The following is a 24,998-nucleotide window of genomic DNA, read 5'->3' on the forward strand; positions in this document are numbered from 1 at the left end:
GGATTTTTTACGTTTCCAACATCACCTTGCCAGTCAGCTTCGTTTCATAGCCGTTTAAATGAGACAAATTCGCCTTGTATTCCTCAGAATTCAAAATCTCCTTCACGGCTTTCAGCAGCTGCTCATGTTTTTTCAAAACAACGATATCATATTGTTCGTCGATGAGCGGGATAAAATCAACACTGCCCATATGTGCCGCGTGCTGCGCCCCGATTCCCGCGTCAGCCTGTCCGCTTGAAACTTGTGAAGCGGCAGCGTAATGATCAGTCACGATATCGCTATATCCCACTACATCAGCTGGATTCACACCAAGCAAGCCAAGCTGTTCATCAAGGAGCACCCTTGCGCCAGAACCCTTTTCCCTGTTGATGATCCGGATATCGGCTCTTTTCAAGTCTTTCCAGCCTTGAATGTTTTTCGGATTCCCTTTTTTCACATACAGTCCTGCTTTGCGGAGAACGACATTGATGAGACAAAACGGTTCACCTGTCAAAATCCGTTTTACATAAGGAGCGTTATACTGGTCCGTTTCAGCATCGTACAAATGGAGGCTGACAATGTCACACTTGCCTTGATACATATCAATCAGGCTGTTTAAGCTTCCTTTGTATTTACGGAGCGGCGTCTCCTGAATGGCATTCTCCAAATGCTTGCTGAGAAGATCCATCGAAATGTCCTGTCCGCTGATCATGACATTCCGTCTGCCGTCCGGCTCAGCCTCCTGCACCTGTTTCGGCGCTTCTGTTGCAGCGATGGGCTGAGACATTCTCATATTCGTTTTATATTGCTTTAAATCTTCTTCATCCACACGCATCTGCCTTCCGACACGATAAGCAGGCAGCACGCCTTTTTTAATCAAATCATAAACGGTCAGCTTTGATACCTTCAGCAGACCTGCAACTTCTTCTATCGTATAGGAAGAGGTTTCATTCATCATCATCACTCTCCTATTTTATTATACCTTTTCGCCGAATGTAAAAAAACCCACATAAACCAAACATAATCAGTTATAATTAGTTATATCTAATGATAAGGGGTGCAATCATGTTTAAGAAGTATTCTATTTTCATCGCAGCCTTAACTGCTTTTCTCCTTGCAGCAGGCTGTTCTTCAAACCAGTCTTCAACGGACAGCGAGAAAAAAGTAACGTTAACCATCTCAGCTGCCGCCAGCGCGCAGGATGCACTTGAGGAAATCCAAAAAAATTATGAAAAAGAGCATCAAAATATTACCATCCAAGATAACTATGGCTCATCCGGCGCCTTGCAAAAACAGATTTCTCAAGGAGCAGGAGCAGATCTGTTCTTCTCAGCTGCTGAGGATAAATTTAAAAAGCTGGTGGATGATGGAGATATCGCAAAAAAAGACAGCACTGATTTAGTCGGTAATGAAATTGTGCTGGTCGTACCGAAAAACGGAGATTCACCTGTGACAAGCTTCAGCAATCTGGCTGAATCAGAAAAAATCGCCCTTGGCACTCCGGAATCCGTACCGGCAGGAGCTTATGGGAAAGAATCACTGACAAAGCTGTCTTTATGGGAAAAAGTGAAGGATAAAATTGTGTATGGAAAAGACGTTCGCCAAGTTCTTTCTTATGTTGAAACCGGCAATGTAGACGCAGGTATTGTTTATAAAACAGATGCCCTGGTCTCGAAAAAGGTCAACATTATTGACGAGGCAGAAGCAGATACACACAGCCCAATTGTCTATCCGTTAGGAATCGTAAAAGATACAAAACACCGTAAGGAAGCGAAGGAATTTTACGAATACCTGCAATCTGATGAAGCAATGAAAGTATTTGAGAAATATGGCTTTACTGCCTAGTAGCATAAGCGCTTCAGAATTTTTCACACCCGTTGCGCTTTCCTTTCAGGTGGCGGCAGTTGCCGGAATTGTTGTCATTATTCTCGGAACACTTGCTGGAGCATGGATGTCACGGGCATCATTTTTCGGAAAAACGGCACTCGAAACATGTTTTATGCTTCCGCTCGTTCTTCCGCCTACTGTTGTCGGTTTTATTTTGATCGTCATTTTCGGAAAGCACAGCTTCATCGGACAAGCCATCGAGTGGATTTTCCAGCAGCCTGTCATTTTCACCTGGTGGGCCGCTGTGATCGCCTCGGCTGTTGTAGCCTTTCCGCTTATGTATCAATCAGCCAAAACCGGATTTGCTGACATTGATCCCGATATACAAGGTGCGGCAATGGTAGACGGCGCTAGCAGATGGAAAGTGTTTATCCATATCTCCGTCCCGCTTGCCTATCCTTCGTTACTGACCGGAAGCATCCTCAGCCTTGCGCGGGCGCTCGGAGAATTTGGCGCAACACTCATGTTTGCAGGAAACATCCCCGGTGTTACGCAAACACTGCCGACGGCGATATATGTCGCATTGGATTCCGGCAACAATACCCTTGCTTGGGCGTGGGTCGTCTGTATTGTTGTCATTTCCTTTTTGATGCTGTTTTTCATTCAACAGAAAAAAACGCACTAAAAAAACTCCCCATAACGGGGAGTTTTTTGATTAAAACAGAAGCTCATCAGGATTTGGGCCGACACGCTCATCTTTATTTAATGCGTCAATTTTGTCCATGTCTTCTTGAGACAATTCGAAATCAAAAATATCAGCGTTTTCGATGATACGGTGTTCTTTAATGGATTTTGGAATGGTTACAACTTCATGCTGCAGATCCCAGCGCAAAATCACTTGAGCCACAGATTTATTGTGTTTTTCAGCAATCTGTGTCAGCACTTCGTTATCCAAAAGCTGTCCCTGCATGAGCGGAGACCACGCTTCCAGCTGAATGCCTTGCGCTTTGCAGTAATCTCTTAATTCTTTTTGCGTCAAACGAGGGTGAAATTCAACTTGGTTCACCATCGGTTTGATTTCAGCATCTTTCAACAGCTCTTCTAAATGATGAACTTGGAAGTTGCTGACGCCGATCGCGCGAATTTTGCCATCTTTGTACAGCTTTTCAAGCGCGCGCCATGTATCTTTATATTTATCTTTGCCAGGCCAATGGATCAAATATAAATCTAAGTAATCAAGCTGTAATCTTTCCAGGCTTTTTTCAAAGGCAGCAAGCGTTGTTTCGTAGCCTTGATCTTCATTCCACACTTTTGATGTGATGAAGAGCTCTTCTCTTGCCACACCGGATTCTTTAATTCCGATGCCAACGCCTTCTTCATTTTTGTAGATCGCTGCTGTATCAATACTGCGATAGCCATTTTTAATTGCCGCTTTCACTGATTCAGTCGCTTCATTACCATTTTCTACTTTAAAAACACCCAGACCGAACCAAGGCATTTCAACTCCGTTATGTAACTTTACAGTATCTTTTAAACTTGTTGGCACTTGAACATCCACCCTTTCACTGAAATATAAGCGTCTATATTATCTCACATTCCTCTCAGCCGATACCAATAATACGCTTAAGACCCTCTTTTTGCTTCTTTTTTCACAGCACAGGCAAATTCAAACACTATTTTTTTCCTATTTTAACAATATTGAGATTACAAATACATTGAGCAGGGTATGCGTGTAGTGTAACCAAATGAAAACAAAGGAGGAAACAACTTGAAACGTATTCGTATCCCAATGACACTTGCTCTTGGTGCCGCTTTGACAATTGCCCCTTTGTCCTTTGCTTCCGCTGAAGAAAATCCTGCTCCGAAGATGTCGCAGACAACTACTGCTGGAACAACTGCCGCTGATGTAGGTTTAAACGTCAACCTGGATGTACTTGGAATTGCCAACCAAATCGCTGATGCCATCAAATCCGCACAGAATAGGGATGGCTTTGTGAAAAACCTCATGGAGTCTTCCTTCTACGCGTCCGGCCAAAAATATAACGTCATGGTCTTTAATTTAAGCCAGGAATATGAAGATCATTTGAACGGTGTGCAATTTTACGGCTCAGCCGTTTACGACGGCATTACGTATGGCATTTGGGTATTTGAAGACGGAACCTTTACAAACAAAGGCGATGGCGGCTGGATCAACTGGGCCTTCAGAGGCTGGTTCGACCGGGATGGCAGCACTGTCGCATTTCATCGCCCTTAATATAAAAAAAGCTGGCGCTCTAACGCCAGCTTTTTTGCTGCATTTATTCGCCGCCTTCAAGCATGGCGGCTTCGACATCATTAATGTATTGGCGAAGCTCATGGGAGATGTCCCGGGAAATTTCTCTTTCCTCGAAAAGTGTTTGAATTTCATTTCTGATCGCCTGTACAGCCTTCAGCTTCACTTCCAGCTTTTGATTTTCAAAATGGGCGCTTGATTTCAGCTCATGATGGCTGTGCTCCAGCCTGAAAATTAACTGTTTATAGAATGTAATGACAGATAAAAACACTTCTTTATGCTCTTCCGTCTTGTGTTTTTCCAGATATTCCATCGCTGCTTTTGCCGTTTTCACTCTTGTTGCCCGTATCAATCCCGCTTCATTTAAAATCGACATCTCCGGCTTTTTATGTTCACCGAAGAAAATCCAATACATCAGCCTCTTGAGCCTTGTTTTTGATAATCCGACTTTAAACGGGTTCGCATACAAAATTTCCAACTCGTTAAATCGTTCTTGCAGCACATTTGCTGTTTCTTCCGGGATGTCTCCCCGCTCCAGCATCTTCATCAGCGCCTCTTGCTCTGCCTTAACCCCTTGGGCACGGACTTTACGCTCGTGCTTTTTGATGCGATTAGACGATGTATATTGCTGAAAACGAAGATTTTTCATTTTCTCATTGTATTCAGCTATCACCGCAAGAGAGGCCGTTTTGTTTGTCTCATTCATGTCCTCTTTAATCGTTTGAAGGGCTGTTTTGATCAATTTGCGTCTCGCCGTCAGGAGCTTCTTGTTTCGTTCCTCGTCCTCTTCTTCTTTTTCAGTCAGAATCGGCAGCACAACGGTAGCAATGACAAGCGTGCATAAAATGACGCCGGCTGCTAAAAAGAGAATCAGATTTCTTTCCGGAAACGGCGTGCCGTCCTCCAGGAAATACGGAATGGAAAAAGAACCTGCAAGCGTTACTGCTCCACGCACACCAGAAATCGAAATTAACAGCGTCGAACGAAGACCCGGTTTATAGATGTTCTGATCTTTATTAAAGAACCATTTGCCGTTCCAGAAGAACAGCACCCACAGGAATCTCAGGAGCATTAACGTAAATGTGATGACTAGGATATAGCCGATCACCTTCATGTTGCTGATGGCAGTGTCGTTAAAGATAACAGAAATAACATCAGGGATTTGCGTGCCGAGAATAACGAAGACCAGGCCGTTCAAAATAAATAAAATAATGTTCCACGTACTTGAGGAGACGATTTGCAGCTTGATCATCGTAGATTCCAGACGATCCTGTTCAACCGCATGGGTAATACCGCCAGCCACAACAGCTAAAATGCCGGAAACGCCGATTTCTTCAGCTGCTAAATAAATCACAAACGGCGTCAGAATTTGAATCAGCATATGCATCGTGACATCCTGCATGCCAAGGCGGCGCAGAAATAGGCGAAAACGAATAATCAAAAATGAAATGACAACCCCGCACAGCAAGCCTCCGAGAGAAATAAAGACAAAGCTGACAGCCGCTTGCGCTAATGAAAATGCACCAGTCACTGCCGCTGCAATCGCAAACTTAAAGGCCACCAGACCTGATGCATCATTCATCAGCCCCTCACCTTCCAGCAGGCGAAGAATCCCTTTTGGCATTTTCACTCTTCCTGATAATGCGCTGACAGCGACGACATCAGTCGGTGAAAGAATGGCCGCAAGTCCAAAGGCCGCTGCCAGCGGAATAGCAGGAATCATCCAGTGAATCGTGTAGCCGCCTACAATCACAGTCGCAAATACAAGGCCAAGTGCAAGCAATAAAATCGGAGCCCTTAAATTCCAAAGCTCTGCCCGCGGTGTCCTCTTTCCATCATTAAATAGCAGAGGCGCGATAAACAGAACAAAAAACAATTCGGTGTTTAATTCAAAATGAAGTCCCTGTGGAAATGAGGCGGCAAGAATCCCAAGAGCCACTTGAATCAGCGGCACCGGAATAAACGGAATAAACCGGTTCACGATATTAGAAATCGCAATAATCGTTAATAATACGAGCACAACTAAAAATATGTCCAAATGCATGACCTCCTTCGTCTGTTGTGTGTCGGCATGATGAGCCAAAAAATCTGTTTGTCTAAAAGCCCTTGAGCTAGGGTGGCCTTGCATACGCTATGTGGTTTCGCAGGAGTTCTCTCCACACTTGTCTTCTTTTATAGTACCCTTTTTAGGGTATTTTTTCTCATGATATGCTCATAGTGAACTTTTTTGCAGCAGAGCAAATTACAGAAAAAAGAGACAGGAAGCTATTCCCTGTCTCTCTTCTTAGTTTTCTCAATCATGAAAATTCGTACCGTCAGTTGTTGCTTTAATAATGCCCGCACGGATGACAAAGTCACCGAAATGCTCGCCTTCCTCGCGTTCTTTCGCATAGCGGGAAAGAAGGACACGCAGCTCGCTTAAAATGTCTGCTTCACCGATGTTTTCACGGTACATTTTGCTTAAACGGCTTCCGTCAAACGCAGCGCCAAGATACATATTATATTTGCCCGGCGCCTTTCCGATAAATCCGATCTCACCGAGTGCATGACGTGCACAGCCGTTCGGACACCCTGTCATACGAATGGTGATTTCCTGATCACGAAGGCCGTTTTCGTCAATAATCTCTTCAATCTTATCTAACAGGGTCGGCAAATAACGTTCTGCTTCGGCCATTGCCAATCCGCAGGTCGGAAGAGCGACGCATGCCATCGAGCTGCGGCGAAGCGCTGAATAATGCTTGCCGTCAGTTAATCCGTATTGTTCAATTAAAGCACTGATTTCTTCTTTTTTATCGCTTGAAACGTTCGCAATCATTAAGTTCTGATTGGCCGTCAGCCGGAACTCGCCTGTATGAACTTTGGCGATTTCCCGCAAGCCTGTCATCAGTTTATAGTCATCGTAATCTGTTACACGGCCGCCTTCGACAAACAGCGTAAAATGCCATTTATCCTCAATGCCTTCCACCCAGCCGTAACGGTCGCCGTTATGATCGAAATGATACGGCTTCGCTTCTTCCAGGCTCCAGCCGAGACGGTTTTCCAATTCTTCTTTTACGTTTTCTAAACCGAGGCGGTCAACTGTGTATTTGAACCGCGCATTTTTACGGACAGAACGGTTGCCGTAATCACGCTGAATCGTAATCGTTTTTTCAGCAACGTCATACATTTGCTCAGGCCGGCAGAATCCGATCACCTTGGCTAATTGCGGATATGTCGCAGTATCGCCATGCGTCATTCCCATACCGCCGCCGATTGCCACGTTAAAACCGATCAGCTTGCCATCCTCGACAATCGCAATGAATCCCAGATCTTGTGAAAAGACGTCAATATCATTAGACGGCGGAACGGCAATACCGATTTTAAACTTCCGCGGCAGATAGAGCGGTCCGTACATTGGCTCGACTTCTTCCTCCGGCGTGCCGGCAACTTTTTCCTCATCAAGCCAAATTTCATGATATGCTCTCGTCCGCGGCAGCAGATCATCACTTAACTTTTTAGACCACTCGTATACCTCTGAGTGGATTTCAGATTGATAAGGGTTTGATGCACACATGACGTTACGGTTTACGTCTCCGCAGGCTGCGATCGTATCCAAAAGTGCTGAGTGGATCGTCTGAATGGTTTTCTTCATGTTCCATTTCAGAATCCCGTGCATTTGGAACGTTTCACGTGTCGTCAATTTTAATGTGCCGTTCCCGTATTTCTGGGACAGGTCATCCATGACAAGCCATTGTTCAGGCGTCGAGACGCCCCCTGGCATACGCACGCGCAGCATAAACTGATATGCGGGCTCAAGCTTCTGCTTTTGGCGTTCATTTCGGAGGTCCCGATCATCCTGCAAATAACTGCCGTGGTGTTTCATCAGGCGGTTATCATCATCCGGAATTCCGGCACTGATTCGATCGAGCATCACTTCTTTCAGCGTGCCGCGCAAATAATCACTTTCTTTTTTAATGCGTTCAACATCACTTGGAGAGCCGTCCGGTGCTTTTAGAATTTTGGTCACCATGTTGAAAAACTCCTTTCAAGTCAAATCAATATACATCACGCTGATAGCGTTTTTGCTGCTGCATATCGGCAAGATAAGCCTCCGCTTCTTCGCGGCTCATATTGCCTTCTTTTTCGATAATTTCAAGTAATGTGTGATGGACGTCATGCGCCATATGCTTTTCATCTCCGCAAATATAAACAGCCGCTCCTTCTTGAAGCCATTCAAACAATTCTGCGCTATGTTCAAGCATGCGGTGCTGCACATATACTTTTTCTTCCGTATCACGTGAGAACGCCACATCCATTTTTGTCAGCACACCGTCTTTGAGCCAATTCTGCCACTCTGTCTGGTAAAGGAAATCCGTGACAAAGTGCTGATCGCCAAAGAACATCCATGCCTTTCCTTCCGCTCCCGTCTCCTCACGCTCCTGCATAAAGGAACGGAAAGGTGCGACGCCTGTCCCAGGGCCCACCATGATAATCGGTGTTTCAGGGTCTTTCGGAAGCTTAAAGTTTTGATTGTGCTGTACATAAACCGGCAGTGTGTCACCCGGCTGCAGACGTTCCGCGCACAAAATCGAGCAGACGCCTTTTCGTTCACGGCCGTGCGCATCGTAGCGGACTGCGCCGATTGTTAAATGCACTTCATCCGGATTTGCGGATAAACTGCTTGCAATCGAATAAAGGCGGGCAGGCATTTTTCGCAAAATAGAGACAAACTCCTGCGCAGATACACTAAATGGGCCATAGTCACGGACGAGATCAAGCAAATCGCGCCCTTCAATATAGGCTTTTACATTCTCCTCATTTCCCGGGGCTAAAAGCTCTCTAAGCTCATCGTTCCCTGTCAGCTGGGCTGCCTGTTCAAGAAGCGGTTTTGTGAGAACGGTAATCTCATAGTGATAAATCAGCGCTTCTTTCAGCGGACGGACATCACCTTGCTTATTAAGCGTCACAATTTCTTCCGGGTCCCAATTCATTTCCTTTAGGAGCAGCTCGACAAGTTCCGGATCGTTTTCCGGATAGACGCCGAGGCTGTCACCAGGCTCGTAAGTCAGGCCAGATCCTTCAAGAGACAGCTCCACATGGCGTGTTTCTTTATTTGATCCTCTGCCGTTTAAATTTAAATTTTCTAACACTTCAGCCCGAAACGGGTTTGTTCTGGAATACGAAGACTCACCGGTTTGTGACGCAGCCGCCGGCGCAGGCGCGGCGCTTCCGACCCCAGCTTCATTTAATCCCTTCAATACACCCTCAAGCCATTCGGCTGCCGGTTCATCATAGTCAAGATCGCAATCAACGCGCGGAGAAATCCGTTTTCCGCCGAGTTCTTCTAAGCGCTGATCAAATTCTTTCCCTGTCTGGCAGAAAAACTCGTACGAACTGTCACCAAGCGCCAAAACGGAAAAGCGCAGGTCTTCAAGCTTAGGCGCCCGTCTTCCGTGCAGAAATTCGTGAAACGACAGCGCGTTATCAGGCGGCTCGCCTTCTCCATGCGTACTGACGACGATTAAAAGATTGGTTACCTTCTTCAGCTGATTCGGCTTAAAATCGCTCATGGATGAGACGGTCACTTGAAAACCGCTCTGTTCAAGCTGCTTGCCGGCATTTTCTGCAAGCCCCTGTGCGTTTCCCGTCTGTGAACCATAAAGAACGGTCACTTCTTTTGAAACGGCCGGTGCCGGTGCTTCCGCAGACACAGCTGCCGCCGGCGCACCCGCAGCTTCTTGGGCGGAAACAGATTGAGCGGATAAATATCCGCTCAGCCAGATTTTCTGGGATTCGGTCAAGGTCGGCAGAAGGCGGTTAAGGAGCTCTGCCTGCTCCTGATTAAACGGACTGTTCATTACCTGAAGTTGCAACGTATCCACCTCACAAAGTTATAAACTGATCGAAAATTGCATCTAATTGAACTTTACCGGAATACTAGGCTTAAGTAAAATATATTTACATGATGATAACTATTAAGAATCCTAATGATAAAACGGCTATGCTTCATGTAAATAGAAAAAAGAGAAGGACTCCCTTCTCTTCATTCAGCCATCTGATATAAGTGAGGCGGCACAGCGGTTGCAAACGGACTGGCTTCACCTGTATAAAATACCGCCAGCATGTGCATCGCACGGGTGCACGCAGTATATAAAAGCCTGCGGTCGTGCTCTGTATGATAGTGTTCTTCAGATGCATCATAGACAAGCACTGCGTCAAATTCAATTCCCTTCGCTAAATACACCGGAATCACGCAAACACCCTTTTGAAATGGTTGATTTTCCTTATGAATCAGGCGAACATCTGTATATTCACTCATGTGGGCGTGTGCCTGTATGCATTGCTGCGCTGTCTTGCAGATGACGGCTATTGTTTCGTGCCCTTTTTTCTTGAGCCGGCCAATTTCTTGCGCGAGCTTTTGGCAAAGGCTCTCATGTCCTTCAGTTTTGACAACGAGCGGCATTTCCCCGCTTCTATTAAACGGCTCAATATCCGCTCCATCTTGAAGCATCGCTTTGGTAAATTCGACAATCTGCCTTGTTGATCTGTATGTTCTCTTTAAACGAACATACTCAGCAGGCTCATCCTCAAAGCACGCATCCATACGCTGATCCCCATGTATGGTATGCGCGTAGATGGACTGATTGATATCACCGAGCACTGTCATGCTGGCAGCCGGAAAAATACTTCTCATGTAAGCCATCTGAAACGGTGAATAGTCCTGGGCTTCGTCAATAAATAGATGTTTGATCTTCGTATTTTTCTTTCTGCCCTCAATCAGATCCTGCATATAAAGAAACGGTGCCGCGTCCTCATAGAGCAATTTATTATCCGAAAATGCCGAACGGGTCAGCTCAGCTATCGCGGCCATCTTCTCATGCTGAAATTTTCCTCCCCAGCCAGAAAACAATTGCAAATAAAGTTGTGTAACATCAAGAAATGCAAGGAGCCTGACTGCCTGTTTGAGCGGTTTGAAAGCTTTTTTCACAATGATGGCGGCAAGCAGCTGCTGCTCTCTTTGATAATCGTTAAACGTACTCTCGCTGAACCGTTTCCTTTCCTGCAGTTTTTTGTACACGTCCAGGTAGTCCTCTTTGTCAAGCAGCTCAGCTTCATGAACAACCCAATCCTTTCGCCGTTCCTTTTTCTCAAGCTTGTTAAGCTCACTCAGCAGCCACTTCGCGGTTTGCTCCATCCGATTCGGAATGGAGTGATTTTGATCCAATGAGTAAAAATAGGATTGAATTTGCTCCTTTGTGATCAGCTTTTGTCCGCGGAATATAATATTTTTAAAAATCATCCCGTCAGAGGAAAGCCGTGTGACGTATTCATTAATGAATTGCTGAAAGGATAAACCCGCCTTCCATGTGATTCCCGCAAGCCTTGTTGGAAAATCGCCTCCCTTTGTTTCGGTCAGGCAATATTCGAGCTGATCAAAGGGGCTTTCACATTTGAACCTGCGGCCAAGACGATGCTCGATATATTCCTGAAACGTCGCCTGCTCCATATTCTCTTCTCCTAACTCCGGCAAAACAGAGGAGACATAGCTGTTAAATAAGAAGTTGGGAGAAAACAAAACGATTTGTCCGGCATCAATGACGCCACGGTGCCTGTATAACAAATAAGCGACACGCTGAAGCGCAGCCGATGTTTTCCCGCTGCCAGCCGCTCCCTGCACGATCAGGATCTTGCTTTTTTCATTACGGATAATCTGATTTTGTTCTTTCTGAATCGTAGACACGATGTTTTTCATTTGGGTATCGGAGTGATGGCTTAATACCTCTTGCAGCATTTCATCACCAATCGTCATATCGGTATTAAACATCGCCTTGAGAGTGCCGTTTTTGATCATAAACTGGCGTTTCAGCACCATTTCCCCTTCTATCGTTTCACCGGGCACCTCGTACTCCGCTTTACCTGGGGAATAATTGTAGTACAAACTTGATATCGGCGCCCTCCAGTCATAAATCAGAAAGTGTTCCTCCTTCTCATCCAAACAGGAAGCTAAACCGATATAAATTCGCTCTGCCTGCTCCTCGCCGTTTTCAATAAAATCAATCCGGCCGAAATAAGGCGATTTTTTTAATTGATGAATTCGTTTGAGCTGCTGATCCATGCACCGATGATTGTGTTCCCGATCAGACAGCAGCTCTGCCTGCTGCTTAATGCTTGCCATCGTTTCAATCGCTTCATGGGCATCATCAAAATTAACCTTAACATCCTCCCAAAAGCTTTTTCTTAATCCGATGATATCATGCTTCAACCCGCCCGCAGACGTTTCCAGAAACCGCTCTTTTTTTTCGAGCTCCTGCAGCACCTCATCTATTCTCGACTGCTCTTCCTTCCATTCCTTATCCTGCTGATTCATGAACGGCACCTCCAGAAAATAGTTGACAAACATAGATGAAATACTGTAAAATATAATTGGATACATATATCGATTGTATGACGAAACTGGCAAATACAATTTATCTTAGCACATTCACCCAATACCAATCAAGGTTTGGGTTATTTATATGCAGAAAAAACCGATTTCAACTCGAAATCGGTTTTTTCTCTTATGATTTCACATTGATCACTGTTGGAGGTGCTTTTCTTAGGTTGCGAATCTTCTCTTTCATCAGTATCGATTCCTTATTCCATTCAATCTTCGATATAATATTTCTTTTTCATTTTAAAAACACCGCAGAGCTTTACCGTGTTTGTCTGTTCATCTAACGTGAAGAATGACTAAACTGGCTGTTATTGTCATCTTCCATAAAGCAACTACATCCTTGCTATCGTATCTATAGTCGCAGTAAAATAGTCATTTTTCATCCAATTTCGACATATTTCAACAAATTGAAGTTTTTCATTTGGGAGAATAGGACGATGTTACATTATTTCTCTCGGTTTATGATAAGAACATGAAGAAAGAACCAGAATTAGTTAGGAGGAAATACTCAGTGAAGAAAAAGCTATCTATGATGTTGCTGGCATTCGTCGTAGCCGTAACAAGTTTTACGGCAATTGACCTAGTAAACAACAAAGCGGAAGCTAAAGATTGGGTTAAAAAAGGTCAAATATGGAGTACTCATTACCATTCGGGCTCATTTAAAAACTATACTTACTCGCCAACATTTCAGATTTATTATCCAGGACGAGGAACTTGGGCCAACATGACAGCAAACGGATCAGGCAGCGGGAAAATTACAGCAACTCTGCAACAAAAGACAAATAAAGGCTGGAAAAATGTTAAAACTTTTTATGCAACGAAAAAAGGCTCTACAAATTTAAGTTACAAACAAGCTTCTAAAAGCTACAAAACAAAATACAGATTCAAATTCACTAACACAGGAACTAAAAAAACCATCAGCTATACCTTTTGGGCTACCTATTAATTTTCAATAGCTTTGCTCTGCGCGGTCAGCATTCGAAAAGGACTTTTTATTTGATCCCGGCAGGCTACCATAAAAGAAACCTCTCCATGACGGAGAGGTTTCTTTTATTTTACTGACTATCTAAGCGAAAAGAACGGTTTGGCAGCTTCCAATTAAACATATAGGAACAAACCCGGCAAACAACGAGCACGAAAAACAGAACGTACAAGCCGAACGAGTTCCCCAGCCAGCCCAAGCCGACGATTAAACCGCCGAGAGCCGCCCAGACTGCATAAATTTCTGCCTTCAGCACAAGCGGTTTGCGCCCGGCAAGAAGGTCGCGGATGATTCCGCCCCCGCTTCCCGTCAGCACCGCAGCCACGATCACGGCACTAAGCGGATGGCCCATTTTGACAGCATACAGTGCGCCTTGGATAGCAAAGGCAGCGAGGCCGATCGCATCTGATAAATTGCCCCACTTATTCCAATGCTTCAGCAGCAGCTTCGGAAACAGAAACACAATTGTAATAGATAAAAGCGCGATTTGAAAGTACGCTCCCTGCTCCCATAGCGCTGACACCGGAACTCCGATCAGCAAATTGCGGATCGCTCCTCCTCCAAAAGCGGTGACAATCCCTAATATATAAACTCCTAAAATATCATATTCCTCTTCCATCGCAACAATTGCGCCGCTGACTGCAAACGCAATGATGCCAATCACACTGAGCAGCTCCCAAGCCATTCTGATGACTCCCTTTTATGTTTGTTAAATTTTCTGACGACCTCTAGATTTTATAATCGCTCAAGCGTAAAATCAATAACATTTTTATGAGAAAAAAAGATAAATTTAGAGGGAATGCCGCATTGATGAATGGCATGAGTTTGCGAAATTAAAAAAGCGCCCGGCATACGCGGGCGCTTTTTTTGTTATTCAGATTTTTCGCCTTTCAGCAGGCACATAAAAATGATAATCAGGATAAAAGCAATCAGGGCCAAGAATGGAATCGTAATAAAACCAAACCAGTTAATATATTGGCCCGAGCACGGCACGCCGCTGACACATGGCTTAATGCCGCTAAAGCCGGGCACTTTTTGCTCTAAGTAATGCATGATCGAAATGAATGCCCCTATAATCGCCATCGGGAGCACATATTTTTTCACTCGTGTGTCCCCTTGAAAGGTGGCGATGCCTAAAATCAGGACGAGCGGATACATGAGGATACGCTGGTACCAGCACAGTTCACATGGAATAAACTTTCTGATTTCACTGAAATACAGGCTGCCCAGCATAGCGATAAGAGCCACAACCCAGGAAGCATATAAAAATACGATTCTATTTTTCATATCGTTACTTCCCTTTCAGCTCTTTTTCTATTGTCTCTTTGATTTCATCATAATCCGCAAAATTTTTGATCACTTTATCATTGACGTAAATCGTCGGTGTTGCCTGTATGTTCATTTTTTGATTAAGGTCAGAATCCTTTTCCACTTGAGAAGCGAATGTTTCCTTATCAAGATTTTCCTTGAGCGTCTCAGGTTTTATCTTTGTGGTGCTTTTTGCAAGATCACCAAGGAGGCCTGGGGTTACCCATTCCTGTTCCGTATCCGGCTGTTTTTCGAACAGCTTTTCATGGAAATCCCAAAAAGAGTCAGGGTCTTCCTTCCATACTTCTTCAGATGCAAGAGCCGCTAACCTTGAACCTTTTCCATGGAACATGACGTTCACGAAAGAAAATTTCACATCGCCCTTATCAATAAAGTCTTTTTGTATTTTTGGAAAGATGTCACTGTTAAACACCTTGCAAGACGGACATTTGTAATCTCCGAATTCTACTACAGTTACCGGTGCATCGTCCTTGCCAAGCACAGGCTGCCCTTTGATAGACGGCTGCCCGGACACCGCATCATTACCTTGTTCCGTTTTGTTATTAATGATGACAATGGCTGCTAGCAATACAACAACCACAACCGTAAGGATGACCGCGAATTTCGCAGAAGACTGCTGTTTCTTTTTCACTCCGACACCTCATCGTTTTAAAATTAAAAAAGAAGCGGATCGCAATTGACCCACTTCTTTATTTTAACAAGACAAGCGCTGATAAGAAAACCCCGAAAAAATGAATTCTCTCCGACAATTTATTTGTTTTTGAGACGCATGACGCGCATGGCGTTCGCCACAGCAAGCAGTGTAACGCCGACATCTGAGAAAACCGCTTCCCACATGGTCGCAATTCCAAATGCACCAAGAATGAGAAAGATCGCTTTCACACCTAAAGCAAAGCCGATGTTTTGCCACACGATTCGCCGTGTCCGTTTCGCAATCCGAATCGCTTCTGCTATTTTTGACGGCTGATCTGTCATCAGCACGATGTCTGCGGCTTCTACCGCGGCGTCTGAGCCAAGGCCTCCCATCGCAACCCCTATATCTGCGCGTGCAAGCACCGGCGTATCATTGATGCCGTCACCGACAAAAATGAGTTTTTCACTAGGCAAAAGCTTAGCTTCTAATGCTTCGACCTGCGCGACTTTATCTTGCGGCAGCAGCTCTGCATATACCTCACCAATCCCAAGCTGTTTTCCGACGGCTTCTCCCGTTTGTTTCGAATCACCCGTCAGCATAGCTGTCTGTTTGATCCCAAGCGACTTCAGATCAGCAACCGCCTGTGCTGCGTCTTCCTTTACTTCATCCGCTATGATGATTGCTCCGACATAGCTTTGATCAACAGCAACGTGTACGATTGTTCCAGCATTTTCATCCGGGACATCCTCAATTTGTTCTCTTTCCATGAGCTTTTTATTCCCAGCAAGGATCTCAGTTCCATTTACCTTTGCAAAAATGCCGTGACCGGAGATTTCTTCGTATGACTCAATCTCATCGGAGGAAAGCATTTTCCCGTAAGCTTTACGCACAGATTCAGCAATCGGATGCTGTGAATGAAGCTCAGCGTATGCCGCCGCTTCAAGTAATCTATCCTTTGTAAAACCTTCCGCGGGTTTGATTTCTGTCACTTCAAAGCTTCCTTTTGTTAGTGTTCCCGTTTTATCAAACACCGCGTATTTGACTTGATTCAAAGCTTCTAAATAATTGCTTCCCTTTACAAGCACTCCGGCCTTTGAGGCCGCTCCGATTCCGCCGAAGAAACCGAGCGGAATGGAGACAACAAGCGCACAAGGACAAGAAATCACTAAAAAGATAAGCGCGCGGTACACCCAATCGGAAAGCGCGGCGCCAGAAAGAACAAGCGGCGGAACAAAGGCCAGCAATACCGCGATGATCACAACAGCAGGTGTATAATACTTGGCAAACTTCGTGATAAAGTTTTCTGTCCGGGCTTTACGGCTGCTCGCATTCTGAACCAAGTCTAATATTTTTGATACTGCTGATTCTTGATAGCTCTTTGTGACTTCAATATGCAGAACGCCGTTTTGATTGATAAAGCCTGACATTACATCTTGTCCTACCGCAGCTTTTCTCGGAACGGACTCACCTGTTAAAGCAGATGTATCAACCATCGCTGACCCTTGCACGACCTTACCGTCCAGGGGTATGCTTTCTCCCGGATTAACCACAATGATGTCTCCTGTCTGAACGTCCTCCGGGGAAACCTGTTCGATGCCGTTCTTTGTTTTGAGATTGGCGTAATCAGGCCGTATGTCCATTAACGCACTAATTGATTTTCTGGAACGGCTGACCGCGGCACCTTGAAAAAGCTCACCGATTTGATAAAACAACATAACGGCGACGCCCTCAGGGTATTGCTGAATCAGAAAGGCGCCGATTGTAGCAAGAGCCATTAAGAAATGCTCATCAAACACCTGACCGCGGATGATGTTTTTGACTGCGCGGATCATAATGTCACCGCCGATGATCAAATAAGCAGCGAGGAAAAGGAAAAGTTCAATGGTTCCCGAATGAACCAAATATGCCGCTGCGCCGAGAATGACAGCCGCCGCCATTCTGATCAGCATATTGACCATTCGATTACGATAGCCATCATCAGCTGATTTCTTTATATGCTTTTGGCGAACCGTTACATGCGGATCAATTGATTTCACTTTTTTCTCTACTTTATTCGTGACCCATTGCTCTTCTTTCCCATCGGCTGAGACAGTTAAGGTGCTTGCCGCAAAATTTACCGCGCATCCGTCAATGCCTTTTATGCCTTTGACTCCATTTTCGATTTTTTGGGCACAATTGCTGCAATCCAAACCGTCCAGAACGTATTCCTGTTTCACTAGTCTCACCTTACCTTCCGATTTAGGGTTCCCTTTTCAAAGCGTATCAATGAGTATTGCATTCATTTTAATATATATGAGCATATACTCATATATAAGTTACACCTATTATATGTTGTTTTCCAAGAAAGTGTCAATGAAAAACAAAAACCGGCATATAGCCGGTTTTTCATTTTACTTTTTGCAGACGAAGAGCATTCAGAACAACGGAAACGGAGCTGAATGCCATTGCTGCTCCTGCTATCCACGGTGCTAAAAATCCAAGTGCTGCGATTGGGATGCCGAGGCTGTTATAGCCAAGCGCCCAGAATAAATTTTGTTTAATGTTTTTCATTGTCAATCTGCTCATGCGGATTGCGTCGGCAATACTGTTCAGATCGCCGCGAATCAGTGTAATGTCTGCTGTTTCCATGGCAATGTCCGTGCCAGTTCCAATCGCCATGCCGATGTCAGCTGTGGCAAGCGCCGGCGCATCGTTAATTCCGTCGCCTACCATTGCTGTCTGGCGGCCTTCTTTTTGCAAGCGGGCAATTTCTGCTGCCTTTTGTTCAGGAAGGACTTCCGCAATGATATTCGTAATTCCCGCTTCCTTCGCGATGGCTTCTGCGGTTCTGCGATTGTCTCCTGTCATCATGATGACATCAAGTCCCAACTCTTTCAGACGGGCAACAGCCTTCCGTGACGTATCCTTAATCGTATCTGCAACCGCTACTAGCCCCGTTGCTTCTCCATCAATGGATACAAGCATAACTGTTTTCCCTTCGGCCTCTAGCTCTTCCATTTGGGCGAGAAGAGCACCATGCTCAACCTGTTCGCTCTCCATTAATTTTCTTGTGCCGACGAGAATGCTTTTTCCTCCGGCTTCAGCCAAAATGCCTGCGCCGACTTTTGCTTCAAAGCGGGTAAGCTTCGGTATCTCAAGCCCTTTATCTTTCACGCCAGCAATAATCGCTTCGCCAAGCGGATGCTCTGATCCCGTTTCGGCTGCCGCTGCAAATTGAAGCAAATCTTTTTCTTCAAAACGGCCGAATGGAATGGCATCCGTCAGACGCGGCTTCCCGTTTGTCACGGTTCCGGTTTTATCAAGAACAATGGTATCGAGACGATGTGTTTTTTCTAAATGCTCGCCGCCTTTAAATAAAATCCCGAATTCAGCAGCGCGTCCAGATCCAGCCATTATGCTTGTCGGAGTGGCAAGACCGAGGGCGCAAGGACAGGCAATGACAAGAACCGCAATGAACTTGCTGATCGCTTCAGCAAAATCGCCAGGAGCCGCCCAAAGGTACCAAATGAGAAAAGTGAGAACGGCTATCCCCAATACAATGGGCACAAAAATGCCTGAAATCTGGTCAGCGAGACGCTGGATCGGCGCTTTTGACCCTTGTGCTTCCTCAACAATTTTGATGATATGAGAAAGCGCAGTATCCTTTCCGACGTTGACAGCTTTAATTTTCAGGAAACCGTTTGCGTTAACGGTTGAACCTGTCACGCTGTCACCAGGATTTTTGTCAACAGGAAGACTTTCTCCTGTAATCATCGATTCGTCAACCGCTGAACCGCCTTCAACCACTTCTCCGTCGACAGGAATTCGTTCGCCAGGTTTGACGTAAACAATGTCATTAACAAGCACTTCGTCGATCGGGATGATTTGCTCCTGTCCGTCTCTTACAACAGTCGCTGTTTTCGCTTGAAGCTTCATCAGCTTTTTAATCGCATCCGAGGAACGGCCTTTAGCTTTTGTTTCAAACAACTTGCCTAATAAAATCAGCGTCAGCAAAATCGCGCTTGTTTCATAGTAAAGGCCATCTGTATGCCCGTGAGAGCCAAGGCTTTGAAAAGTAAGATAAAGGCTATAAGCGTAAGCAGCCGTCGTACCGAGGGCGACCAATACATCCATATTGGCGCTTTTATTTCTGAGCGCCTTATACGCACCCACATAAAACGGCCAGCCGATCAGAAATTGGACTGGTGTCGCCAGCGCAAATTGCATCCACGGATTGAGAAATATATCGGGTACCCAAATGAATGATGTAAATGTAAAATGGCTCACCATCGCCCAAAGCAATGGAAATGACAGGACAGCTGAAAAAATCAGTCTCGCTGTTTGCTTCCGTTCTTCTTTCTTTTTAGCAGCAGCAGCCTCACTGTCCTGTTCCCCCTTCAACTTTAGCTTATATCCAAGCTTATCTACCGCTTCTTTCAAATCGCCGACAGACGCTTCTTTTGGATTGTATTCGACCGTAACTGTTTCTAAAGCGAAGTTTACTGGTGCATTTGCGACGCCTTCTATTTTGTTAAGCCGTTTTTCAATCCGATTGGCGCAAGCCGCACAGGTCATGCCTTCAATATCGAATTCAGCTTTTTCTGTAACAACGTGATAGCCCAGCTTTTCTATTTTTTCTTGAATCGCTGCAGTCCCTGTTTCAGCAGGATCGTAGATTACATTTGATGTTTCCGTTGCCAGATTAACATTTGCATCCGTGACACCGGGCATCCGCTTCAGGCCTTTTTCAATTCTGGCAGCACATGCCGCACAGGTCATACCAGAGACCTGCATCGCGATTTCCTTTTGTTCACTCAACATACTCACTCCTTTATATACACCTGGGGGGTATATAAAAATGAAAGAAATATCGCGCCTCCCTAAAGGCGCGATACCTTGAATCACTCAGCTACGTCATAGCCCTGATCTTCTATCGCATCCGCAATATCTTTGACTGATACTTTGTCAGCATCAAACGAAACATCGACTTTACCCGCTTCCAGATTGACATGAACGGCACTGACGCCGTCCAGTTCTCCTACGCTTGTTTCTACTGCTTTGACGCAGTGCTGACAAGACATTCCTTCAACTTGCAATGTTTTTTGTTCCATAATCAATTCCTCCTGTTTATTCTTTCTATTTTCATCCTACCATACCCCCGTAGGGTATTACAATAAAAAAACGCTTTATGATTTTGTGAACTTTTTAAATACGTCCAAAAGCTCAGAAATGGCCTGTTCCCCGTCTCCGCTTTTGATGGCATCTGCTACACAATGATGGGCATGATCCTCAAGCAAATGAAGCGCCACATTTTTCATTGCCGCCTGAACAGCTGAAATTTGCACAAGAATATCTACACAATATCTGTCGTTTTCCACCATGTTTTGAATGCCTCGGACTTGACCCTCAATCCGCTTAAGCCGGTTTGTAATCTGATCTTTTTCTTTCGAGCTTTTATGGTTTAATGTTTTATGTTCGTTATGCTTTTCCATGCGTACACCTCTGTTTAATGATATTAATTCCCATTATACTGATTGTCCAAACGGTTGTCTAAGCATGCCGACGCAAAAAATGAATCAGTTAGGTTTTACCATTTGATCAGGAGGGTATATACTTCTGTTGATAACGCTTTTAAAGGGGAGAAGAAAAGTGGATACGATCAAGGTTGGAATATTAGGATACGGATTGTCCGGTTCTGTTTTTCACGGGCCGCTGCTGGATGTTCTGGATGAATATCAAATCAGTAAAATCATGACATCTCGGACAGAAGAAGTGAAACGGGACTTTCCAGATGCTGAGGTTGTACATGAGCTTGAGGAAATCACAAATGACCCTGCCATTGAGCTTGTCATTGTCACCACCCCGAGCGCCCTTCATTACGAGCATGCTATGGCATGCATACAGGCCGGAAAACATGTTGTGATGGAAAAACCAATGACAGCAACGGCCGAAGAGGGGGAAACATTAAAAAGGGCTGCCGATGAAAAAGGCGTATTATTAAGCGTATATCATAACCGACGCTGGGATAACGACTTTTTAACGATTAAAAAGCTGATCTCTGAGGGATCTCTTGAAGACATCAATACATATCAAGTTTCCTATGACCGCTACAGACCTGAAGTTCAAGCGCGGTGGCGGGAAAAAGAAGGCATTGCCACTGGTACGCTGTATGATCTCGGCTCCCACATCATAGACCAAACCCTGCATTTGTTTGGGATGCCTAAAGCCGTGACTGCAAACGTGATGGCCCAGCGGGAAAATGCCGAAACGGTTGACTATTTTCATTTAACCCTGGACTATGGCAAGCTTCAAGCCATTCTATACGGAGGATCAATCGTTCCGGCAAACGGACCTCGTTATCAAATCCATGGAAAAGATTCCAGCTTTATCAAATACGGAATTGACGGACAGGAAGACGCACTCAGAGCGGGAAGAAAACCAGAGGATGACAACTGGGGTGCAGATGATCCGGAGTTTTACGGACAGCTTACAACCATTCGTGGCTCCGACAAAAAAACAGAAACGATCCCATCAGTAAATGGCTCCTACCTTACTTATTACCGCAAAATAGCGGAAAGCATACGGGAAGGTGCTGCGCTGCCAGTCACTGCTGAGGAAGGTATTAATGTCATCCGCATCATTGAAGCCGCGATGAAAAGCAGTAAAGAGAAACGAACCATTATGCTGGAGCACTAAAACAAAAGCCTCCCCAAATAAGGGGAGGCTTTTTCATTAGAATGTTTTTCCTGCTTCTTTCGCACGCGCAATCGCGTCTTCTTTGATTTGCTGTGCTTTATCAGGCTCCGCATTATGTCCCTCTACGAAAATGCCTTCGAATGATGGTACGCCGAAGAAGTTCATCATGATGCCGATGTAGCGGTGTCCCATTTCCATCTCAGCCGCAGGGCCTTCTGAATAGTAGCCGCCGCGAGCTTGGATATGAATTGCTTTTTTATCAGTCAACAAGCCGACAGGACCTTGTTCTGTGTATTTGAATGACTTTCCTGCAACGGCAACAGAATCAAGATACGCTTTCATCACTGGCGGGAATGAGAAGTTCCATAAAGGTGTAACAAATACGTACTTATCAGCTGATGCAAATTGATCGCTAAGCTCTCCCAAACGGCCTACTTTCGCTTTTTCGCTTTCAGAAAGCTCTTCAAAGCCTGTACCTGACTGAAGCTTTCCCCATCCGCTGAATACATCTGCGTCAATGTGCGGGATGTTTTCTTTGTACAAATCGATATGTACAACTTCATCATTTGGATTTGCTTCTTTGTAAGATTCGATAAATGCTTTACCTGTTGCCATACTGTACGAAGTTGCTTCGTCATGCGGATGAGCAGTGATATATAATACTTTTGCCATTTTTACCAGCCCTTTCGTTTTTAAAAATCACACACCAATTATTATCATACAGATGCATAATGATTATTCTGTCTCTCTTAGACTTTATTATAGAGACAAAGAAATTTACTTTCAAGTAAAACATCTCGAATTAAAGATTATTTAACTTTCCAAACAGCTTACTTTTCAAAAGCTGTTCTCAAGCCTGAATACAGCGCGGACAATTCTTTACTGATTCGAGGATAATGAGGAACATGCGGCACTTGAATATCCGCAGGCATCCTTTTCATGATAAAGGATTGCTGAGCCTGTTCAAAAAACGCCCGCAGCTGGTTGATCTCTTCATCAGAAAACGGAGCAGGCGGACGGCGGTGAGCTTGGGCCGAGAGCAAATAGTACCCTAAGTGCTGAGCACCGGAAATGGCAGGCCAGAGCGCATCCGCATTCGCATGAGGAAACTCGCCAAGCGCCTTGTCATACGCATCCCGAAGCCTGACAAGGCTCACCCTTAACTTGTGTTCGTCGGCATTCTGCCCGGTTAACAGTTTCTCCATAAACTGCCCTTCCAACCGGATGACGTTCCTCATCAGTTCAGGCAGCCGCTTCGTTGAAAACCGCCGCCACAAAAGCATTGTTCCCAATAGCCCGATCACGCTGCCGACAGCTACGTCCGTCAGCCTCGCTATCATAAAATAACCGGCTCCCGCGCCGCCATGCATACTTTCTGTGATAACAAGCGCGTTTGCTGTTAAAAAGGGAACAGCCAGCGCATAATTGCGGACAATCAGCATCTCAAGAAGACATTGCAGCGCTGCAATACATAACGCAATATAAACACCGCCCGGCTTAAAAAACAGGATTGCGCCTGCCAGCATAACACCGATCACCGTTCCGGCCGAACGCTGAATAGCCCTGTGAAGCGTAAAAACAACAGTAGTGCCAAGCATGACCGCTGCTGCCGAAAGCGGAATCCAATAGGAGCGTGCAAAGCCGAATGCGAGGGCAAACATATCGGCGGCAAACAGAACAATTCCGTACTTTAACGCTCTAATCAAAACCGGAGACTTCCAGTCAAAGGCATTTCTCAAAAAGTAAAAAGAGGATGGCAGGCGGCTTGGTTCCCCGTCAAGCTGCTTATCAAAACGTCCTGAAGCGATATGCAAAACCTCATTGATTTCTTCAAACAGCTTCCGCCTAGGCTCATATTCGTTCTCATTAATCTGATACGTACAGGAAACCCGTGCATGTGCAAGCATATCTCCGGTTTGGCGAAGTGCCTTTTCAATCTGCGCGGTCTCTCTGTCCGGCGTTTCAGCTGAAAAATGAATAATGGCAATAAATATGTCGTCAGCTTTCTCAAGGAGGCGAAAAAATCGTTCATCATGCCGCGATTTTTTCCGTTTATTCCCTTTCCCAAGAACCGTTTGGCGAGCTGTTCTAAGCATGAGCACCGTCTGATGCTGTGCATTATGAAAACCTGGCGTTCCGACGGCTGAAAGACATGCAGCCAGCTGATGATATGTTTTTTGCAGCACCGCTTCCTCCGGTCCATGTTTGTTCCATAACCAGCCGATTAAAGCGATACCCATGGCGAAAATGCCTCCGAGAAACGTCAGTCCCGCTCTGAACAGCGCTTGTGAAGGATCGGCCGGCAGCCCGGAACTGACTAAAAAGGCAAGGACAAAAAACATTGGCGCAGGGCCTTGAATGCCGAGCGCGCTAAAAATAAACATCGCCGCTGCACCGATCAGCCCCAAAACAGCCGACATCATCCAAAGCGTCCCGGACAAAAGCGTCCCTAAACCAAATGAGAGGGCGATCCCAAAGGAAACCAAGAGCAGCTTCATGGCGCGCTTTTTGTACGCTTCACCGCCCGCATATAAATAAACAAAGCCTCCGATACTTGCAATTAATCCGTAATCCGTGTGACCTGCCAATGCACCGACCAGCACAGGAAACCCTGAAGCGAAACCTGATCCGATAGCCTTTTTCCAAGGAAATGGATTTGCATGAATGCGAAAGGCATCCTTCACGATAGGCATGATTCTTTGATTGTTCGCAGCAGTTTTGTTCATTTGACAAAATCCTTTTCAATGAATGTGTAGAACTTTTCCCGTTTCTTCGCTTTAGTATGCCCAAAAACGCGGTTAGCTTCTCAATTGGTGCGCCCGATAAAAAAACAGAGACTTATACCGTCTCTGCTTCATTACATCAGTTTATTATAAAAGCGGCACCT

The 24,998-nt window shown here is 45.2% G+C and carries 20 protein-coding genes; 5 read left to right on the plus strand and 15 right to left on the minus strand.

Annotated features, from left to right (window positions below):
* Window positions 1-7: 7 nt before the first annotated feature.
* Window positions 8-934, minus strand: coding sequence for a substrate-binding domain-containing protein (locus M1D65_RS16530; protein ID WP_032727098.1), 927 nt, complete (start codon window positions 932-934; stop codon window positions 8-10).
* 110 nt (window positions 935-1,044) lie between these two features.
* On the opposite strand from M1D65_RS16530, the gene modA reads away from it, so the two are divergent.
* Both modA and modB read left to right on the plus strand, forming a co-directional pair.
* A complete protein-coding gene (gene modA, locus M1D65_RS16535; RefSeq protein WP_456270638.1) occupies window positions 1,045-1,824 on the plus strand; it encodes a molybdate ABC transporter substrate-binding protein in 780 nt (259 codons plus the stop codon).
* Window positions 1,799-2,491, plus strand: coding sequence for a molybdate ABC transporter permease subunit (modB, locus tag M1D65_RS16540; RefSeq protein WP_121517036.1), 693 nt, complete (start codon window positions 1,799-1,801; stop codon window positions 2,489-2,491). The genes modA and modB overlap by 26 nt, the downstream gene beginning before the upstream one ends.
* A 30-nt stretch (window positions 2,492-2,521) precedes the next feature.
* On the opposite strand, the gene pgoN is transcribed toward modB, so the two are convergent.
* Window positions 2,522-3,352, minus strand: coding sequence for a glyoxal/methylglyoxal reductase (gene pgoN / locus M1D65_RS16545; protein ID WP_015483687.1), 831 nt, complete (start codon window positions 3,350-3,352; stop codon window positions 2,522-2,524).
* A 222-nt stretch (window positions 3,353-3,574) separates the two neighbouring features.
* Between pgoN and yvgO the strand changes: the two genes are divergently transcribed.
* Complete coding sequence (gene yvgO, locus M1D65_RS16550; protein WP_003243913.1) at window positions 3,575-4,060, plus strand: stress response protein YvgO; 486 nt, start codon at window positions 3,575-3,577, stop codon at window positions 4,058-4,060.
* Window positions 4,061-4,103: 43 nt separating this feature from the next.
* On the opposite strand, the gene M1D65_RS16555 is transcribed toward yvgO, so the two are convergent.
* The 4 genes from M1D65_RS16555 to helD form a co-directional block, all read right to left on the minus strand.
* Window positions 4,104-6,116, minus strand: a complete 2,013-nt coding sequence (locus M1D65_RS16555; RefSeq protein ID WP_124047931.1) for a Na+/H+ antiporter — start codon at window positions 6,114-6,116, stop codon at window positions 4,104-4,106.
* Window positions 6,117-6,371: 255 nt separating this feature from the next.
* Window positions 6,372-8,087 (minus strand): assimilatory sulfite reductase (NADPH) hemoprotein subunit, encoded by a 1,716-nt coding sequence (gene cysI / locus M1D65_RS16560; protein WP_041850542.1) that lies wholly within the window; start codon window positions 8,085-8,087, stop codon window positions 6,372-6,374.
* Window positions 8,088-8,112: 25 nt separating this feature from the next.
* On the minus strand, window positions 8,113-9,930 hold the full coding sequence (locus M1D65_RS16565) for an assimilatory sulfite reductase (NADPH) flavoprotein subunit (RefSeq protein ID WP_064671595.1): 1,818 nt from the start codon (window positions 9,928-9,930) through the stop codon (window positions 8,113-8,115).
* A 170-nt stretch (window positions 9,931-10,100) separates the two neighbouring features.
* The gene (gene helD, locus M1D65_RS16570; RefSeq protein WP_446014658.1) at window positions 10,101-12,425 is read right to left on the minus strand and encodes a DNA helicase IV; all 2,325 of its coding nucleotides are present in this window, start codon (window positions 12,423-12,425) and stop codon (window positions 10,101-10,103) included.
* Between the two features lie 577 nt (window positions 12,426-13,002).
* Between helD and M1D65_RS16575 the strand changes: the two genes are divergently transcribed.
* Complete coding sequence (locus M1D65_RS16575) at window positions 13,003-13,437, plus strand: hypothetical protein (RefSeq protein WP_014477979.1); 435 nt, start codon at window positions 13,003-13,005, stop codon at window positions 13,435-13,437.
* 109 nt (window positions 13,438-13,546) lie between these two features.
* Here M1D65_RS16575 and M1D65_RS16580 read toward each other — a convergent pair whose 3' ends face one another.
* From M1D65_RS16580 to csoR, 7 genes are all read right to left on the minus strand, one after another.
* A complete protein-coding gene (locus M1D65_RS16580) occupies window positions 13,547-14,158 on the minus strand; it encodes a trimeric intracellular cation channel family protein (RefSeq protein ID WP_003228419.1) in 612 nt (203 codons plus the stop codon).
* Window positions 14,159-14,343: 185 nt separating this feature from the next.
* Complete coding sequence (locus M1D65_RS16585) at window positions 14,344-14,760, minus strand: disulfide oxidoreductase (RefSeq protein WP_003228417.1); 417 nt, start codon at window positions 14,758-14,760, stop codon at window positions 14,344-14,346.
* 4 nt (window positions 14,761-14,764) lie between these two features.
* Window positions 14,765-15,433: a disulfide bond formation protein BdbD gene (bdbD, locus tag M1D65_RS16590; protein ID WP_003228414.1), complete on the minus strand. Its 669-nt coding sequence runs from the start codon at window positions 15,431-15,433 to the stop codon at window positions 14,765-14,767.
* A gap of 119 nt (window positions 15,434-15,552) precedes the next feature.
* Window positions 15,553-17,661, minus strand: a complete 2,109-nt coding sequence (locus tag M1D65_RS16595; RefSeq protein ID WP_446014657.1) for a heavy metal translocating P-type ATPase — start codon at window positions 17,659-17,661, stop codon at window positions 15,553-15,555.
* A 160-nt stretch (window positions 17,662-17,821) separates the two neighbouring features.
* Entirely contained in the window at window positions 17,822-20,233 is a 2,412-nt protein-coding gene (gene copA / locus M1D65_RS16600; protein WP_456270871.1) for a copper-exporting P-type ATPase CopA, read from the minus strand.
* An 83-nt stretch (window positions 20,234-20,316) separates the two neighbouring features.
* Window positions 20,317-20,526: a copper chaperone CopZ gene (gene copZ, locus M1D65_RS16605; protein ID WP_003228406.1), complete on the minus strand. Its 210-nt coding sequence runs from the start codon at window positions 20,524-20,526 to the stop codon at window positions 20,317-20,319.
* A gap of 75 nt (window positions 20,527-20,601) precedes the next feature.
* A complete protein-coding gene (csoR, locus tag M1D65_RS16610) occupies window positions 20,602-20,907 on the minus strand; it encodes a copper-sensing transcriptional repressor CsoR (protein ID WP_003228404.1) in 306 nt (101 codons plus the stop codon).
* A gap of 127 nt (window positions 20,908-21,034) precedes the next feature.
* Between csoR and iolW the strand changes: the two genes are divergently transcribed.
* Window positions 21,035-22,111, plus strand: a complete 1,077-nt coding sequence (gene iolW, locus M1D65_RS16615) for a scyllo-inositol 2-dehydrogenase (protein WP_032726852.1) — start codon at window positions 21,035-21,037, stop codon at window positions 22,109-22,111.
* 36 nt (window positions 22,112-22,147) lie between these two features.
* Here iolW and azoRB read toward each other — a convergent pair whose 3' ends face one another.
* Both azoRB and M1D65_RS16625 read right to left on the minus strand, forming a co-directional pair.
* A complete protein-coding gene (gene azoRB, locus M1D65_RS16620; RefSeq protein WP_003228400.1) occupies window positions 22,148-22,783 on the minus strand; it encodes an FMN-dependent NADH-azoreductase AzoRB in 636 nt (211 codons plus the stop codon).
* A gap of 158 nt (window positions 22,784-22,941) precedes the next feature.
* The gene (locus M1D65_RS16625) at window positions 22,942-24,837 is read right to left on the minus strand and encodes an FUSC family protein (RefSeq protein WP_032726853.1); all 1,896 of its coding nucleotides are present in this window, start codon (window positions 24,835-24,837) and stop codon (window positions 22,942-22,944) included.
* Window positions 24,838-24,998 lie beyond the last annotated feature (161 nt).

The organism is Bacillus sp. JZ39, assembly GCF_053903145.1.

Coding starts and splice junctions, on each gene's coding strand:
- M1D65_RS16530 (WP_032727098.1), bottom strand. CDS start 934: ATGAATGAAACCTCTTCCTATACGATAGAAGAAGTTGCAGGTCTGCTG.
- modA (WP_456270638.1), top strand. CDS start 1,045: ATGTTTAAGAAGTATTCTATTTTCATCGCAGCCTTAACTGCTTTTCTC.
- cysI (WP_041850542.1), bottom strand. CDS start 8,087: ATGGTGACCAAAATTCTAAAAGCACCGGACGGCTCTCCAAGTGATGTT.
- helD (WP_446014658.1), bottom strand. CDS start 12,425: ATGAATCAGCAGGATAAGGAATGGAAGGAAGAGCAGTCGAGAATAGAT.
- M1D65_RS16580 (WP_003228419.1), bottom strand. CDS start 14,158: ATGGCTTGGGAGCTGCTCAGTGTGATTGGCATCATTGCGTTTGCAGTC.
- M1D65_RS16585 (WP_003228417.1), bottom strand. CDS start 14,760: ATGAAAAATAGAATCGTATTTTTATATGCTTCCTGGGTTGTGGCTCTT.
- copZ (WP_003228406.1), bottom strand. CDS start 20,526: ATGGAACAAAAAACATTGCAAGTTGAAGGAATGTCTTGTCAGCACTGC.
- csoR (WP_003228404.1), bottom strand. CDS start 20,907: ATGGAAAAGCATAACGAACATAAAACATTAAACCATAAAAGCTCGAAA.
- azoRB (WP_003228400.1), bottom strand. CDS start 22,783: ATGGCAAAAGTATTATATATCACTGCTCATCCGCATGACGAAGCAACT.
- M1D65_RS16625 (WP_032726853.1), bottom strand. CDS start 24,837: ATGAACAAAACTGCTGCGAACAATCAAAGAATCATGCCTATCGTGAAG.